This window comes from Amycolatopsis sp. EV170708-02-1 (assembly GCF_022479115.1).
Lineage (GTDB): Bacteria > Actinomycetota > Actinomycetes > Mycobacteriales > Pseudonocardiaceae > Amycolatopsis.
The window spans coordinates 2,013,288-2,028,576 of record NZ_CP092497.1 but is presented as its reverse complement, the minus strand read 5'-3'; the positions used below and the strand labels follow the sequence as shown (position 1 = coordinate 2,028,576).

General features: G+C 70.2%; 14 protein-coding genes and 2 pseudogenes. 10 read left to right on the top strand and 6 right to left on the bottom strand.

Annotated features, from left to right (window positions below; all coding sequences use genetic code 11):
- Nucleotides 1-32: 32 nt before the first annotated feature.
- Both MJQ72_RS09350 and MJQ72_RS09345 read right to left on the bottom strand, forming a co-directional pair.
- Entirely contained in the window at nucleotides 33-1,640 is a 1,608-nt protein-coding gene (locus MJQ72_RS09350) for an ABC-F family ATP-binding cassette domain-containing protein (RefSeq protein WP_240598715.1), read from the bottom strand.
- A gap of 148 nt (nucleotides 1,641-1,788) precedes the next feature.
- Nucleotides 1,789-2,259, bottom strand: coding sequence for a MarR family winged helix-turn-helix transcriptional regulator (locus MJQ72_RS09345; protein ID WP_240598714.1), 471 nt, complete (start codon nucleotides 2,257-2,259; stop codon nucleotides 1,789-1,791).
- 222 nt (nucleotides 2,260-2,481) lie between these two features.
- On the opposite strand from MJQ72_RS09345, the gene MJQ72_RS09340 reads away from it, so the two are divergent.
- The 3 genes and pseudogenes from MJQ72_RS09340 to MJQ72_RS09330 all read left to right on the top strand — a co-directional run bounded on the left by MJQ72_RS09340 (nucleotide 2,482) and on the right by MJQ72_RS09330 (nucleotide 5,133).
- On the top strand, nucleotides 2,482-3,060 hold the full coding sequence (locus MJQ72_RS09340) for a helix-turn-helix domain-containing protein (protein ID WP_240598713.1): 579 nt from the start codon (nucleotides 2,482-2,484) through the stop codon (nucleotides 3,058-3,060).
- Nucleotides 3,057-4,295: an MFS transporter gene (locus MJQ72_RS09335; RefSeq protein WP_240598712.1), complete on the top strand. Its 1,239-nt coding sequence runs from the start codon at nucleotides 3,057-3,059 to the stop codon at nucleotides 4,293-4,295. The genes MJQ72_RS09340 and MJQ72_RS09335 overlap by 4 nt, the downstream gene beginning before the upstream one ends.
- A 15-nt stretch (nucleotides 4,296-4,310) precedes the next feature.
- Nucleotides 4,311-5,133 (top strand): annotated as a pseudogene (locus MJQ72_RS09330) (metallophosphoesterase family protein).
- A 60-nt stretch (nucleotides 5,134-5,193) separates the two neighbouring features.
- Here MJQ72_RS09330 and MJQ72_RS09325 read toward each other — a convergent pair.
- Complete coding sequence (locus MJQ72_RS09325; RefSeq protein WP_037337460.1) at nucleotides 5,194-6,093, bottom strand: PAC2 family protein; 900 nt, start codon at nucleotides 6,091-6,093, stop codon at nucleotides 5,194-5,196.
- A gap of 178 nt (nucleotides 6,094-6,271) precedes the next feature.
- On the opposite strand from MJQ72_RS09325, the gene MJQ72_RS09320 reads away from it, so the two are divergent.
- From MJQ72_RS09320 to hisG, 5 genes are all read left to right on the top strand, one after another.
- Nucleotides 6,272-6,952, top strand: coding sequence for an HAD family phosphatase (locus MJQ72_RS09320; RefSeq protein WP_240598711.1), 681 nt, complete (start codon nucleotides 6,272-6,274; stop codon nucleotides 6,950-6,952).
- Between the two features lie 56 nt (nucleotides 6,953-7,008).
- Nucleotides 7,009-8,472, top strand: a complete 1,464-nt coding sequence (locus tag MJQ72_RS09315; protein ID WP_240598710.1) for an AlkA N-terminal domain-containing protein — start codon at nucleotides 7,009-7,011, stop codon at nucleotides 8,470-8,472.
- Nucleotides 8,473-8,486: 14 nt separating this feature from the next.
- Nucleotides 8,487-8,978 carry a methylated-DNA--[protein]-cysteine S-methyltransferase gene (locus MJQ72_RS09310; RefSeq protein WP_240598709.1) on the top strand — a complete coding sequence of 164 codons (492 nt, stop codon included), beginning with the start codon at nucleotides 8,487-8,489 and terminating at the stop codon, nucleotides 8,976-8,978.
- Between the two features lie 72 nt (nucleotides 8,979-9,050).
- The gene (locus MJQ72_RS09305) at nucleotides 9,051-9,314 is read left to right on the top strand and encodes a phosphoribosyl-ATP diphosphatase (protein ID WP_016334149.1); all 264 of its coding nucleotides are present in this window, start codon (nucleotides 9,051-9,053) and stop codon (nucleotides 9,312-9,314) included.
- A gap of 32 nt (nucleotides 9,315-9,346) precedes the next feature.
- Nucleotides 9,347-10,192, top strand: a complete 846-nt coding sequence (hisG, locus tag MJQ72_RS09300) for an ATP phosphoribosyltransferase (protein WP_037337473.1) — start codon at nucleotides 9,347-9,349, stop codon at nucleotides 10,190-10,192.
- Between the two features lie 58 nt (nucleotides 10,193-10,250).
- Here hisG and MJQ72_RS09295 read toward each other — a convergent pair whose 3' ends face one another.
- From MJQ72_RS09295 to MJQ72_RS09285, 3 genes are all read right to left on the bottom strand, one after another.
- Nucleotides 10,251-11,186: a ParA family protein gene (locus tag MJQ72_RS09295; protein ID WP_037337476.1), complete on the bottom strand. Its 936-nt coding sequence runs from the start codon at nucleotides 11,184-11,186 to the stop codon at nucleotides 10,251-10,253.
- Between the two features lie 67 nt (nucleotides 11,187-11,253).
- The gene (locus MJQ72_RS09290) at nucleotides 11,254-12,039 is read right to left on the bottom strand and encodes a thioesterase family protein (protein WP_240598708.1); all 786 of its coding nucleotides are present in this window, start codon (nucleotides 12,037-12,039) and stop codon (nucleotides 11,254-11,256) included.
- A gap of 87 nt (nucleotides 12,040-12,126) precedes the next feature.
- Nucleotides 12,127-13,020, bottom strand: a complete 894-nt coding sequence (locus tag MJQ72_RS09285) for a RecB family exonuclease (RefSeq protein ID WP_240598707.1) — start codon at nucleotides 13,018-13,020, stop codon at nucleotides 12,127-12,129.
- A gap of 128 nt (nucleotides 13,021-13,148) precedes the next feature.
- Here MJQ72_RS09285 and MJQ72_RS09280 point away from each other — a divergent pair.
- Both MJQ72_RS09280 and MJQ72_RS09275 read left to right on the top strand, forming a co-directional pair.
- Nucleotides 13,149-14,299, top strand: a pseudogene (locus MJQ72_RS09280) (site-2 protease family protein).
- Between the two features lie 98 nt (nucleotides 14,300-14,397).
- Nucleotides 14,398-15,222: a tRNA (adenine-N1)-methyltransferase gene (locus MJQ72_RS09275; RefSeq protein WP_007035384.1), complete on the top strand. Its 825-nt coding sequence runs from the start codon at nucleotides 14,398-14,400 to the stop codon at nucleotides 15,220-15,222.
- Nucleotides 15,223-15,289 lie beyond the last annotated feature (67 nt).

Sequence of the window (15,289 nt, the reverse complement as noted above, 5' to 3'; positions counted from 1 at the left end):
GAAAACCGCCGCCCAGCAGTGTGTATAACGCCCTACACGGCGACGCGCCCGGCTTCGAGCCTCAGGTGGTCACCTGACCAGTCCCGCCGCAGCCATCGATCGTGAGACGCGATGACGACGGCGCCCGGCGCGGAATCGAGCGCGGTGAACAACTCCTCGGCCAGGGTGAGCGAGATGTGGTTCGTCGGCTCGTCCAGCAGGAGGACCTCCGGCGGGTCGGCGATGAGCAGCGCCAGCGCGAGCCGCCGCCGCTGCCCGACCGACAGCGCGCCCACCCGGGTGCCGAGATCGCGCGGGGCCAGCAGCCCCAGCCCGCGCAACGGGGGAGCGCCCTCGCCGAGGGCTTCGGCGTAGGTGCGTTGCGCGGTCTTCTCCGGCTCGGCGAACGCGACGTCCTGTGCCAGCAGGCCGATCCGCACACCGCGTCCGGAAAGGACGGTCCCGGAGTCCGGGGTCAGGGAGCCGGCGAGGACGGACAGCAGCGTCGACTTCCCGGCACCGTTGCCGCCGGTGATCAGCAGCCTCGACGTGGTCGTGACATCCAAGGTCGCCAGCCGCAGGCGTCCCGCGATCTCGATGTCCCGTACCGAGATCGCCGTCTTCCCCTCGCCGGGCTCGCCGGTCAGATCGCCCTGGAACCGCAGCGGCGCGGGCGGTTTCCGCACCTGGTCGCGTTCCAGTTCGTCCAGCCGCAGCTGGGCGTTGCGGACCCGGCGCGAGATCTGCTTCTGCACCCTCCCGGTCTTGAAGTCGTAGAGCATCTTGGCGTTGTCGCGCTGCGGCCGGTTGTGCGCGACGTTGCGCGCGGTGACGGCTACCGATTCACGCAGTTCCTTGAGCTCGTCCTGCTCCTCGGCGTAGCGCTGTTCCCAGCGCGCCCGTTCGGCCCGTTTCCGGTCCAGGTAGCCGGAATACGCGCCGCCGTAGCGGGTCGGGCCGCCCAGTGCCGGGTCGAGGTCGACGATGTCGGTGCACACCGCGTCGAGGAACACGCGATCGTGCGACGACAGCACGAGGACACCGGTCAGCGACGCGAGATGCTGTTCGAGGAACTCCATCGCGGCGTCGTCGAGATGGTTCGTCGGTTCGTCCAGCACGAGGGTGCCCGGCCGCCGGATCAGCAACGCGGCGAGGCCGAGCCGCGACCGCTGGCCGCCCGACAGCGTGCCCAGTTCGCGCGCCGGGTCGATCCCGGCCAGTCCGAGCCCCGCGCACACGACCTCGGCGCGCCTGTCGGCGTCCCACAGGTCGTGTGCCTGGGCCCATTCGAGCACCGTGCCGTACTCGTCGAGCACGGCGGCGTCGTCCGGACGCCGAGCGAGCACCGTGGTCAGTTCGTCGAGCCGCGCGGACGCTCGCCGGATCTCGGCGAGCGCGTCGTCGATGACGTCGGAGAACCTCGCCGTGAGCGGGAAAGGCAACTCCTGCAGGAGGAACCCGAGGTCGTCGCCTCGGAGCACCTCGCCGCCCTGTGGCTCTTCGACCCCGGCCAGCAACCGCAGGAGCGTGGACTTGCCGACGCCGTTCTCGCCGACCAGTCCGAGCCGTTGCCCGGCCGAAGCGGTCAGGTTCACGCCGTCGAGGACGACGCGGGCACCGTAGGAGTGGACGAGGTCCTTGGCGATCAGGGAAAGAGACATACGACATCACCGTGCTTCTTCGGACATGAGGAACCCCGCCGGGCTTCGTGGCTTACGGGAGCGGTGCTCGACCGAAGCCGCCTCGGAGCGGGGAAGGCGCGATGTCAGTTGTCCATGATGCGCACAGTCTAACGCAACACCTGTAGCGTTAGTCAACCCCTGTTTCGGTGCGCAGGCGAGCAGCCTCTTTTTCGGCGAACGCGCGCCCGTCGGTCATGACGCCGAGCAGTGCGGCGAGCTGGCGCCGGTCGAGCTTCCCGAGGCGGTCGCCGAAGAACCGGGCCATGGGGGAGTAGAGGTCGGCGACGTCGTCGAGCCGGTCGGGGAGCGGGCGGATCGCGAGGCGGCGCCGGTCGGCGGGATCGGGGACGCGCTCGACCAGCCGACGCGTCTCCATGCGGTCGAGCATCCGCGTCACCGCGCCGGTGGTCATGCCGAGCGCCCGCGCCAGCTGGGTCGGCGAGGTCGCGGCGCCGCTGATGACCAGCTGGAGCCCGTGCAGCTCGGTGGGGCTGATCCCGAGCCGTTCCGCCATGGCCGTCTGGAACAGGACGGTCGCGCTGACGAACCGGGGGATCTCCAAGGCCGCCGCGGTGGCGAGTTCTCGCTGGTCAGGCATGTGCTTCCCTGGGGCAGTAGTTGAGCTGCGCAGTAACTGTTCTGTGCAGTGACTGTCCCGGCAAGGGTATCGGAGGCGTGACTCGCGTGTTCGGGTGCGTAACTCGCGTGATTGGAGGCGTAACTCGCCGGGCGGGCTCGATGGCGCGTCTTGACTTCCGGGCGAGCGCCTGTGAATCTGAAAGAGAACTTTCGAAAGAACTCTTTCAGATTGGATCGGGCGATGACCGGGTTGCCGCCGCGCAAGCGGATCGAAGACGTCGAGCTGATGCGGGCGTTGGCGCATCCGCTGCGTTCGGCGCTGGTGGACCACCTCATGGCGGTCGGCCCGCGGACCGCGAGCGAATGCGCGGCGGCCGTCGGCTCGACCGCCTCGAACTGCAGTTGGCATCTGCGTCAGCTGGCGCGGCACGGTCTCGTGGAGCGGGTCGAGGGGGAGGACGGGCGGGAGCGGCCGTGGCGGGCGTGCCAGGTCGGCATCGAATTCGGTGACGACCCGGAGCTGCGCGGGGCGCAACTGGCGGTCGTGGGGACGACCCTCGCGCGGGAGAAGGAGCTGACCGAGCGTTACCTCGACGCCGCCCACCGGCTCGGCGAGGACTGGCGGGACGCGTCGGGGATCAACAACTACTCGCTGCGGGTGACCGCGGGCGAGCTGGAAGAGCTGGTCCAGCGGATCGACGCGCTCGTGCGACCGTACGTCGGCGCGATCCGTGAAGACGCTCCCGCGGAGGCGCTCCCGGTCCACTTGGGACTGCGGGCGTTCCTCCGCATCGACGCCGAGGGGAAGCCGAGCAGATGAAACCGTTGAGGGAGCCCGCCTTCGCGCGGTTGTGGATCGCCGCCTTCTTCTCCGAGACCGCCGAGTGGATGCTGCAGATCGCATTGCCGGTGTTCGTCTTCCAAGCGACCGGTTCGGCGGCCACCACGGCGTTGAGCATCGTCCTCGGCCTGGTGCCCGCGGTGCTGCTGAGCCCGGTCGCCGGCGTTATCGCGGACCGCTGGAACCGGCGGCTGGTGCTGTGCGTGGTGTGCGCCGGACAGGCGTTCGTGGCGCTGCCTCTGCTGTTCGTCGCGTCCAGCGGCCCGGTCTTCGTGATCTACGGGGTGATGGCCGCGCAGGCGGGCCTGGCGTCCTTGTTCGAGCCCGCGCGCAACGCGCTCGTGCCCGAACTGGTCCCTGCCGGCGAGCTGATCGGCGCCAACGGCCTGATGAGCATCAACGGCAGTGTCGCGCGGCTCGCCGGCGGCTGGGCGGGTGGTCTCCTGCTCGGGTTCGGCGGCCTGGGCTGGGTCGTGGTCGCCTATCTCGGCGTGCTGGTGATCGGCTCGGCCCTGCTGGCGCGTCCGTTCCGGCGCGTCGCGGCACCGAAGGCGGCCGGACCGCACGAGCCGGTGCTGAGGGCGTGGCTCGACGGGCTTCGCGAGATCGGCCGCGAAGGGCGCCTTCGCCTCGCCGGTGTCGTCGTGGTGCTGACGTCGCTGGCGCAGGGGATGTTCCTGGTGCTGTTCGTGGTCTTCGTGCTCGACATCCTCGACGGCACCGAAGGCGACGTCGGCCTGCTGCGCGGCGTACAGGCGCTCGGCGGGCTGGCTGCGGGATTCGCCGTCGCCACCGTCGCCCGCAAGGTCGCACCCGCCGCTCTGCTCGGCTGGGGAGGGCTCGCGCTCGGCCTGCTGTCGGCGGTGATCTGGAACCTGCCCGCGCTGACCGCTTCGCTGGGCGTCTTCATCGGGCTCTTCGGCCTGGTCGGTGCCCCCGGGGTGCTCGCCGGATCCGGGCTGCTCTCGATGGTCCAGACCGCCGCGTCCTCGGAACGCTCAGGCCGCGTGCTGAGCACCGTCTTCGCCGGGACCGCGGGGTTCACGGCGCTGGGCGCCCTGCTGACCGGCTGGCTGCTGAACGTGCTGGGCACAGGCGTGTTGCTGAACGTCCAAGCGGGGCTGCACACCGTCTCGGCGTTGATCGTGCTCGCCGTGTCGGCGTCGGGCAGGCTGCGCGGTGACGCTATTCCGGCGGTTCCCCGGACCGGGTGAAGCTACGGTGGTGGGGTGCCGCATCTCTTCGCCACCAGCGACCTCCACGTCACCCATGAGGGCAACGCCCCGCTCGTCGACGAGGTCGTCCCCCGGACCCCGACGACTGGCTGCTCGTGGCCGGTGACGTCGCCGAACGCGCCGAATCCGTGATCGGGGTGCTCAAGACCTTGCGTGAACGTTTCGCGAAGGTCGTCTGGGTACCCGGCAACCACGAGCTGTGGACCACCCAGAAGGACGAATGTCAGCTGCGCGGACAGGCGCGCTACGAGCATCTGGTCGAACGGTGCCGCGAGATCGACGTCCTCACCCCGGAGGACCCGTACCCGGTGTGGGAGCACCAGGAGAAGCCGCTGACGATCGCGCCGCTGTTCGTCCTGTACGACTACAGCTGGCGCACCCCGCAGGCCGACGGGCTGCCGATGCTGACGGCCATCGAGCAGGCGCGCGAGGCGGGCGTGCTGTGCACGGACGAGTTCTTCCTGCACCCCGATCCGTATCCCAGCAGGCAGGCGTGGTGCGCCGACCGGGTGAAGATCAGCACGGAACGGCTGGAGGCGATCCCGAGGACCACGGGACGATCCTCATGTCGCACTGGCCGCTGCACCGCCACCCGACCGAACCGCTGTACTACCCGGAGTTCGCGCTGTGGTGCGGGACGACCGAGACCGAGGACTGGCATGTGCGCTTCCGTGCCGAGGTCGCCGTCTACGGGCACCTGCACATCCCGCGTTCCACGGAGGCGGACGGCGTGCGCTTCGAAGAGGTCTCGCTCGGTTATCCGCGTGAGTGGCGGAAGCGGGCGCGGGGGCCGATCCCGCTGCGGCGCATCTTCTGACGCCTCGTGAGTGGTGAGGACGGTTCTAACCGTCCTCACCACTCACGAGGCCTTCAGGGCTCAGCCGCGTCCGGGACCGTCCTGGCCGGGACGCCGCCGCCGCAGGTACCGCTCGAACTCGGCCGCGATCTTGTCCCCGCTGACGTCGTCCAGCGTGAACTCGGTCTCCGCGTCGCCGCGCTCCTCGAGTCCCCGGACGTACTCGCTGATCTCCTCGTCCTCCTCGGCCATCTCGGTGACCGTCCGCTGCCACTCCTCCGCCTGCTCGGGAAGGGCGCCGAGCGGGATCTCGACGTCGAGGACGTCCTCGAGTTTGTGCAGCAGCGCCAGCGTGGCCTTGGGCGACGGCGGATGCGAGACGTAATGCGGCACGGCCGCCCAGATCGAGACCGCCGGGACACCCGCCTGCACGCAGTAGTCCTGCAGGACCCCGACGATGCCCGTCGGTCCCTGGTAGTTGTTCAGCTCCAGGCCGAACTGCGAAGCGGTGTCCTTGTCGTACGCCGTCCCGGTGACCGGGACGGGCCGGGTGTGCGCGGTGTCGGCCAGAAGCGCCCCGAGAGTGACGACGGTAGAGACTTCCAGCTGCTGGATGTGCTCCAGCAGTTCGGCGCAGAAGGCGCGCCAGCGCATGTTCGGCTCGGGCCCCTGGACCAGCACGATGTCCCGGCTGAAGCCCTCCGGGCGGCACACCGAGAGCCGCGTGGTCGGCCAGTCGACCCGCCGGGTGACGCCGTCCACCATGCGCACGGTGGGTCTGCTGACCTGGAAGTCGTAGTACTCGTCAGGACTCAGCTCGCTCAGTGGGGTCGCATCCCAGTTGAGCTGGAGATGCTCGACCGCCCGGCTGGCCGCGTCACCTGCGTCGTTCCATCCTTCGAAGGCGACGATCATGATCGGCTTGGTGTCATCCGGGTGGTCGCGGCCGGGCCGCTGGGTCTCGTCGACGGGCTCACTCACCGGACCAGCCTACGACCAGGCGGCCGTTCGCCGTTGGGCATGTCCAGTGGCGTTTCGCGGCGGCGAACCGCGCGGAGCCGACATAACGCGACATTTCGGGCACCCACCTGGCCGCCGACGTGAATCCGTCTCGGCTACCGTGGGCTCCGGAAGGCCTGACCGAACGTGAGGGGGAGCCGTGACCGAACCGTCCACACCGGACGGACTCGCCGCCGTGCTGTGGGACATGGACGGCACGCTGGTCGACTCGGAGAAGCTGTGGGACGTCGCGCTCTACGAGGCCGTCGAAAGCCTCGGCGGCACGCTGACCGAGGAACAGCGCCTGAGCCTCGTCGGGTCCAATATGGACGACACGGCCGCGTTCCTGCTCGACGTGTGCGCGAGGCCCGTGACGCCCGAGTCGATCGCCGAGATGGGGCAGTGGATCCGCCGCCGCACGGCCAACCTGTTCGACGGCCCGCTCCCATGGCGTCCCGGCGCCCAGGAGCTGCTCGAACTGTTGCGCGCCAACGGTGTCCCGATGGCGCTGGTCACCTCCACCGAACGGTCGCTGACCGAACTCGCGCTCAACACCATCGGCCGCGAGTACTTCGCCGCCACGGTCTGCGGAGACGAGGTCGATGGTCTGAACAAACCGGACGCGAGACCGTATCAGCTGGCCGCGGAATTGCTGGGAGTCCCGGCTTCCCGGTGCGTCGCGATCGAGGATTCCCCGCCTGGCGCGGCTTCCGCGGCCGCTGCGGGCTGCACGGTGGTGGTGATCCCGAACGACGTCGACGTCGAACCGGGGGAGCGGCGGGTGTTCCGCTCGTCGCTGGTCGGGCTCGACGTCCCGGCGCTCACCGCGCTCCTGCCCTGACCGCCATGTCGCATTTCCGCTAGACCGCACCCGGTGCGGTCGGTGATGCTGGCCTGGTGCATGAGGATTTCGAACGCTGCGTCCGGGCGGTCCAAGCGAAGGACGCCCGGTTCGACGGCTGGTTCTTCACCGCCGTCCTGACGACGCGGATCTACTGCCGGGCGAGCTGCCCGGTCGTCCCGCCGAAGCCGGAGAACATGACGTTCTACCCGAGCGCGGCGGCCGCGCAGGAGGCCGGCTTCCGTGCCTGCAAACGGTGCCGTCCGGACGCCAGCCCCGGGTCGCCGCAGTGGAACGAGCGCGCGGACCTGGTGGCGCGGGCGATGCGGCTGATCGCCGACGGCGTCGTCGACACCGACGGCGTGAGCGGGCTGGCCGCCCGGCTCGGCTACAGCGTCCGGCAGGTGGAGCGGCATGTCCGCGCCGAACTCGGCGCGGGCCCGCTCAGCCTCGCCCGTGCGCAACGGGCCCAGACGGCGCGGCTGCTGATCGAGACGACGGGCCTGTCGATGATCGACGTCGCCCTCGCGGCGGGATTCGGCAGCGTCCGGACGTTCAACGACACCGTCCGCGAGGTCTTCGCCCTGTCCCCGACGGAACTGCGGGCCCGCGTCCGCACTGCGCCGGCGGCCGCGCCCGGGACGCTGAACCTGCGCCTGCCGTACCGGAAGCCGCTGTTCCCGGACAACCTCTTCGGGCATCTCGTCGCGACCGGTGTCCCCGGCGTCGAGGAATGGCGGGACGGCGCGTACCGCCGCACGCTGCGCCTCCCGCACGGCGCCGCCGTCGTCGCGCTCAAGCCGGAAGACGGCTACATCGGCTGCCGGCTCACCCTGTCGGACCTGCGGGATCTCTCGACCGCGATCAGCCGTTGCCGCCGTCTGCTCGACCTCGACGCGGACCCGGCCGCGGTCGACGAGGCGCTGGCCGCGGACCCGCTGCTCGGGCCGCTCGTGGCCGCCGCGCCGGGCAGGCGGGTGCCGAGGACGGTCGACGGTGACGAGTTCGCCGTCCGCGCGGTCCTCGGCCAGCAGGTGTCCACCGCCGCCGCCCGCACCCACGCCGCCAGGCTGGTCCTCGCGCACGGCGACCCCGTCGACGATCCGGACGGCGGGCTCACCCACGTCTTCCCGGGCGCCGCCGCGCTCGCGGAGATCGACCCGGAAAGTCTCGCGATGCCGCAGAGCCGTAAGCGGACCCTGCTCGGCCTCGTCGCGGAACTGAACGGCGGGGAACTCGATCTCGGCGCGGGAAGCGACTGGCAGCGCGCCCGCGAACGCCTGCACGCGTTGCCCGGCTTCGGCCCGTGGACCGTCGAGAGCATCGCGATGCGCGCGCTCGGCGATCCCGACGCCTTCCTGCCGACCGACCTCGGCGTCAAGGTCGCCGCGAAGGGCTTCGGGCTCGGCCTGGCGGCGTTCGCCGCGCACGCCGAACGCTGGCGCCCGTGGCGCGCCTACGCCGTCCAGCACCTCTGGGCGACCGGAGACCACCCGATCAACCGGCTGCCCGCCGCCTGACTTCGAGGAGCGCCATGCGCACGCACACCGTCATCGACAGCCCGTACGACAAGCTGACCCTGGTCGCGGACGGCGAAAGCCTCTGCGGGGTCTACATGGTCCAGCAGCGGCACCGCCCGGCCGAGGAGAGCTTCGGCCACCCGGACCCGGGCGCGCCGATCTTCGTCGACACCGAGAAGCAGCTGAAGGAGTACTTCGCCGGACAACGGAAGGAATTCGATCTCCCGCTGAGCTTCGGCGGCACCGAATTCCAGCGGATGGTCTGGGAAGGTCTGCTCGGCATCCCATATGGCGAGACGGTTTCCTATGGCCAGCTCGCCGACCGTCTGGGCAGGCCCACCGCGTCGCGCGCGGTCGGGCTCGCGAACGGGAAGAACCCGATCAGCATCATCGTGCCGTGTCACCGCGTGATCGGTTCCAACGGCGATCTCACCGGCTACGGCGGTGGTGTCGAACGGAAACGCCACCTGCTCGACTTCGAACGGGGCGGCGCCGCGCTGTTCTGAAGTGTGATGCGAGCGGCAACACACCGGCCCGGGGCAGCGCGACGCGGGCGCGGATGGAAGGATCTCCAGACCGTGAAGACCTTCGATGAGCTGTTCGCCGAGCTTGCCGAGCGCGCCCGCACGCGCCCTGACGGTTCCGGCACCGTCGCCGCGCTGGACGCGGGAGTGCACGCGCAGGGCAAGAAGGTGCTCGAAGAGGCGGGCGAGGTGTGGATCGCCGCCGAGCACGAATCCGACGACAGGCTCTCCGAGGAGATTTCACAGCTGCTGTACCGCGTGCAGGTGCTCATGCTCGGCCGAGGACTGTCGACAGAGGACGTGTACCGGTACCTGTGACGCGTTCGCGTCCGGAGAACCAAGGAGAAGCAATGCTGCGTGTCGCCGTGCCGAACAAGGGAGCCCTCGCCGCCGCCGCGTCGGAGATGCTCGGAGAGGCCGGCTACCGCAAGCGACATGAGGCCCGCGACCTGACCGTGCTCGACACGGTCAACGAGGTCGAGTTCTTCTTCTTGCGTCCCAAGGACATCGCGATCTACGTCGGATCCGGCGAACTGGATCTCGGCATCACCGGCCGCGATCTCGCGCTCGATTCCGGTGCCCCGGTCGAGGAGATCCTCGGCCTCGGCTTCGGCGGTTCCACCTTCCGGTACGCCGCACCGGCCGGCCGGGAGTGGCGGGCCGAAGACCTGCAGGGCAAGCGGCTCGCGACGTCGTACCCGCGGCTCGTGCGCGAGAACCTGAAGCAGCACGGGGTGGAGGCGGAGGTCATCCGGCTCGACGGCGCCGTCGAGATCTCGATCCAGCTCGGCGTGGCCGACGCGATCGCGGACGTCGTCGAGTCGGGACGGTCGTTGCGTCAGCACAACCTCGTGGCCTTCGGGGACCCGATCTGCGTGTCGGAGGCGGTGCTGCTGCAGCGGGCGGGCACCGAGCACACCCGGCCCAAGGACCAGCTGAAGGCGCGGCTGCAGGGTGTCGTCTTCGCCCAGCACTACATGATGCTGGACTACGACTGCCCGCGGTCGCTGCTCGACGCGGCCATCGCGATCACGCCGGGTCTCGAGTCGCCGACCGTCGCGCCGCTGGCCGACGCGGACTGGGTGGCCGTGCGGGCGATGGTGCCGCGCAAGGAGGTCAACCGGATCATGGACGAGCTCGCCGAGACCGGCGCCAAGGCCGTCCTCGCTTCGGACATCCGGGCCTGCCGCCTCTGAGACCTCGTGAGTGGTGAGGACGGTTAGAACCGTCCTCACCACTCACGAGCTCAAGGTGTCAGCGGGGCCGGTTGGGCTTTTTCGGCATCAGGTCGTAGAGCTTCTTTCGTGCTCCGTTGTCCTTGGCGCTGCGCGTCACCGAGACCTCGGTGATGAAGTCCTCGAAGACGAACTCCTCGTCCGCGGGCACGATCGCCGCTGCCGGATGGTTCCGCAGGTAGCCGTCCAGCGTCTCCGCGATCTCCCGGAACGACAGTGCCTGCAGCGTTTCCGGCGCGTACGTCGTCACCGGCACGCCGTGCGCGGCGGCTTCGTTCATCACGACACCGAGCGGGACGTGCGACAGCATCGGGATCCCGAACGCGTAGAGCTCCTGCAACGCAGCGGCCGCGTAGTGCGAGATCGGCCGGCGGTAAAGCCCGGGCACGAGGCCGTAGTAGGCGATCGGCGGACGGCCGACGGTCTGTTCGACGTAACGCACCTGGTCCGAAAGCAGGCGCAGCGCGCGGATGCTCGTCCGGTCCGGTTGCACCGGCACGAGGATCCCGTGCGAAGCGGCGAGTGCGTTGTTGGTCAGGACGTCGAGCGCGGGCGGGCAGTCGATGATGATGTGGTCGTAGTTCGCGAATTGGATGACCCTGGCCAGCTGCCAGCCGGGCACCCGGAACTGGTCCAGCCGCCGGATCAGGTCGAACATCCCCGGCGAGGTCGGGATGACGTCGAACGCGCCGCCCCGCCCGAGGTTGCTGCGCGGATGCCGTACGACGAGTTCCTCGATCGGGCCCTTCCACACCTTGGTCAGGGCTTTCGCGAGGCTGGGCATGTCCGGTGCCACCTCGTCCAGCCCGAGGAGTTCGGTGGTCGCGTGGCCCTGTGGGTCGAGGTCGATCAGCAGCACCCGGCGGCCGCGTTCGGCCAGTGCGGCCGCCGCGCCCACGCTGAGTGAGGTCTTGCCGACCCCGCCTTTCTGGTTGACCACCGAGGTGATCTGCATGCCGAAGCGCTCCCTGTGTCTGTTGTTCCGGGAAGGCTATTGGAAACCCGCCGAGAAAGCGCGTCTATCAGCCCGCCTGTCGCGGTCGCACCAGCAACGCCTGCGCCCCGGAGGCGATCGGCCCCGACGCGTCGTGCAGTGTCGTCGTCGCCGTGCCGATCCCGTTCGGGCCGACGAGGGTGGCCGCGTCGACGCCGATCCAGTCGCCGAGAGGCGGGCGGCGGAGGTGCACCGTCAGCTCGGAGTTGATGAACCACCACTCCCGCGGGTCCAGGAAGTTCGAGATCCCGTTGCCGGAGTCCGCCAGCACGAACAGCCGCTGCAGCGGGCTCGGCTTCTCCCCGTCGACGAGCGCGACGCGCTGCCTGCCCCAGACGGTCGCGGGCCCGGGTTCGTCCAGCGCGCCCTTGACGCTGCGCCACTCGACGGCTTGCAGGTACCCGCCGTGCCAGCCTTCCGGCCAGGTCGACGCGGGCAGACCGTCCGGCGACGGCAGCGCGGGGCCTTCGGCGGTGGCGACCGCGGTGGTGTCCGACGTCGCGATACGCCACGCCGAGGCGCGGGCGACGACCCGCTCGCCGTGGGAGAGCTCGGCCGTCAGCCACTCGACCGACCGGCCCGGTCGTTCCACCCGGGCCCGTACCGACAGTTCCTTCAGCGGCGCGGGGCCGAGGATCTCGACCGTCACCCGCGCCAGCTGGCTCGCGTGGGGCGCCTCGACCTCTTCGAGCGCGCGGACCAGCAACGCCGAGGGCGGCCCGAAGTGCTGCGCTTCCGGCGTCCACGGGCCAGCGGTGTGCGGGGTCGGGAGGAAGACGCCGTCGCCTGACGGCACGTAGAAGGCTTCTGTCACAAAGGCAGCCTAAGGCCGTGACCGCTGGGTCCCGTCCGCGCCCAGCAGCTCGTGAGGGCCCATCGAAGATGACATACCGGACACGGCCTAATCCGCACGGTCCAATACGGACTCTTCGCCGGGATCCGGCTCCGGCCAGCCGGGGTACGGCGGGGGAGTGCCGCCGTACTGCGGGCAGAGGGCCTGGTGGTCGCACCACGCGCAGAGTTTGCTCGGATTCGGCCGGAAATCGCCGGTCTTGCCCGCTTTGAGGATCGCCTGCCAGATCGCCTCCAGCGTGCGCTCGAAGCGGATCAGCTCGCCCTCGTCGGGCGTGTAGGCCAGAGACTGCCCGTCGGTGAGGTACATCAGTTTCAGCTGGCGCGGCACGACACCGCGAAGCCGCCAGAGGACCACGGCGTAGAACTTCATCTGGAACATCGCCTTGGCCTCGCCGATCTCGCGGGGCGCGGCACCGGTCTTGTAGTCGACGACGCGGATCTCACCGGTCGGCGCCACGTCCAGCCTGTCGACGTAGCCCCGGAGCAGCACTCCGGAGCCCAGCTCGATCTCGACGTGCAGCTCGCACGCTTCCGGCTCCAGGCGACGCGGATCCTCAAGGCCGAAGTAGGTGTCGACGAGCTGCTCGGCCGACGAGAGCCACGACGTGACGGCGTCGGGATCCTCCTGATCGAACAGCTCGATCCACTCCGGACGTTCCGAGGAGAGCTCCTCCCACGCCGGGGCGAGCAGCTCTTTGGCCTGCGGAGGGGTGCGATCGGCCTGCGGCAGGGAGAAGAGGCGCTCCAGCACGGAATGCACCAGCGTGCCGCGCAGCTGGGCCTTCGTCGGGATCTCGGGCAGTCTGTCGACCGCGCGGAAGCGGTAGAGCAGCGGGCACTGCTTGAAGTCGCTGGCACGCGACGGGGACAGGGCCGGCCGACGGCGCGGGACTTCGGCGCCGGGCGGCGGATCGGCGGTGACCGTGTCGGTGTCGGGCATGTAGGGAGCGTATCGCCGGGCACCGACAGTTTCGGGACCGCAACGCACCGGAGCGGCATGACCGACACCACCCGGACGGGAAGGGCGGGTTACCGGCACCCCACACCTGGGCATCTACGCTTCGACACATGGCGGTGACGGGTGAGCAGGGCCCGCCTCGACGAGGCGTGGCACCAGAGGGTGGGCTCCTGCTGTTCCGGGTCTCCGGGATCCCCGTGCTGCTGGCCCCTTCGTGGTGGATCGGCTCCCTGATCATCGTGGTGCTCTACACGCCGCTGGTCGGCCGGATCCTGCCCGGCGTCACCACGCTGACCTCCTGGCTGCTGGCGGCCGCGTTCGCGGTCCTTCTCGGCCTCTCGGTGCTCGCGCACGAGCTCGGGCACTGCCTGGTCGCGCTGCGCCTCGGCATCCCGGTCCGGCGGTTGCGGCTGTTCCTGCTCGGCGGTCTCTCGGAGGTCGCCAGGACTCCCCGCCAGCCTCGGCAGGAAGGGCTCGTCGCCGCCGCCGGACCGGTGGTTTCGTTGCTGCTCGGGGATTCTGCGGGCTGCTGATGTTCGCCGTCCCGCCGGAAAGCGCCGCATGGCTGCTCATCGCCGAATGCGCGGTCGCGAACTTCGCCGTCGGGATCTTCAATCTCCTTCCCGGACTCCCGCTCGACGGCGGCCGTCTGGTCCGGGCCGGGGTCTGGGCGGCCACGGGGCGCCGCGAGAAGGGCACGCGGGCGGCGGTCGTCGGTGGCGGTGTCGTCGCCGCCGGGCTGGTCGTCTGGGCGCTGTGGGGTCTGGCGGCGGGCAGCGAGGACCGTTGGCTCCGGCTCGGTGTCTGCGTCGTGACGGCGTGGTTCGTGATCCTCGGCGCGCGAAGCGAACTCGCCGCCGAAACACGCCGTGGATGGCCGGAAGGTGTCCGGCTCAGCGAACTCATCCGGCCCGTTCTCCAGCTGCCGGCGGAAAGCCCTGTTTCGGACGCGCTGGCCGCTTCGGCGGGCCGCGGGGTGGTCTTGGTGCGCGCGGACGGCGTCGCCGCCGGGCTGCTCGACGAGACGGCCGCCGCGCAGCTCGCCGGGACGTCGCCGCACGCGCCCGCGGAGATGGCCGCGGAGCCGATCCGCGCCGACACCGTGCTGCTCTCCTCGGAGTCGGGGGAGGAGATCGCCGAGCGGGTCAGGGAAACCGCCGCGTGGCAGTTCCTCGTCGTGGACGACGAAGGCAGGCCGGCGGGGGTGCTCCGGCGTGAAGACCTGCGCGCCGCGATGACCCGGAGCCGACCCCCGGCGTAGCGCGGCGGGGCCACCTGCGAGGATCGGTCGTCCCGTCCGAGGCACTCTTTCCCGCCGAGGACGGCATGGGCTCAGCAGTTCGCGGGTATGGAGGTTCAGTGTCGGTCCGAGGGCCGTTTCGTGTTGGTGACCGGGTTCAGCTGACCGACTCCAAGGGGCGGCACTACACCATGGTGCTGGCCGAGGGACAGCAGTATCACACCCACCGCGGCGCGCTGGCGCACGACGACGTGATCGGTGCGCAGGAGGGTTCGGTCGTCACTTCGGCCGGCGGCAGCCACTATCTGGCGCTGCGCCCGCTGCTGCCGGACTACGTGTTGTCGATGCCGCGCGGCGCGCAGGTGATCTACCCGAAGGACGCCGCGCAGATCGTGATGTGGGGCGACATCTTTCCGGGGGCGCGGGTGCTCGAAGCGGGCGCCGGCTCCGGCGCGCTGACCTGCTCGCTGCTGCGGGCGGTCGGTTCCGAAGGCACCGTGCAGTCCTACGAGATCCGGGACGACCACGCGGAACACGCCGAGCGGAACGTGGAGAAGTTCTTCGGCCACAAGCCGGACAACTGGTCGCTGACGGTCGCGGACCTGTCGACGCACACCGGCGAGGTCGATCGTGTCGTCCTCGACATGCTGGCGCCTTGGGATCAGCTGGAGACGGTCGCCGCGCATCTGGTGCCCGGCGGCGTGCTCACGGTCTATGTGGCGACGGTCACACAACTTTCGCGGATCACGGAAGCCCTGCGGGATCAGCAGTGCTGGACCGAACCGGAGTCGTGGGAGACCCTGATGCGGCCGTGGCACGTCGTGAGTCTCGCGGTGCGGCCGGACCACCGGATGGTGGCGCACACCGCGTTCCTGCTGACGGCGCGCCGTCTGGCGGACGGGACCGTGTCGCCGCGGGTGCACCGGCGGTCGGGCAAGGGCTAAGCAGAACACGGGGCAGAGCCGCTGTACCGAACGATCTCCTCAAGGGCGCCTTCCGCGCAGAACGCAA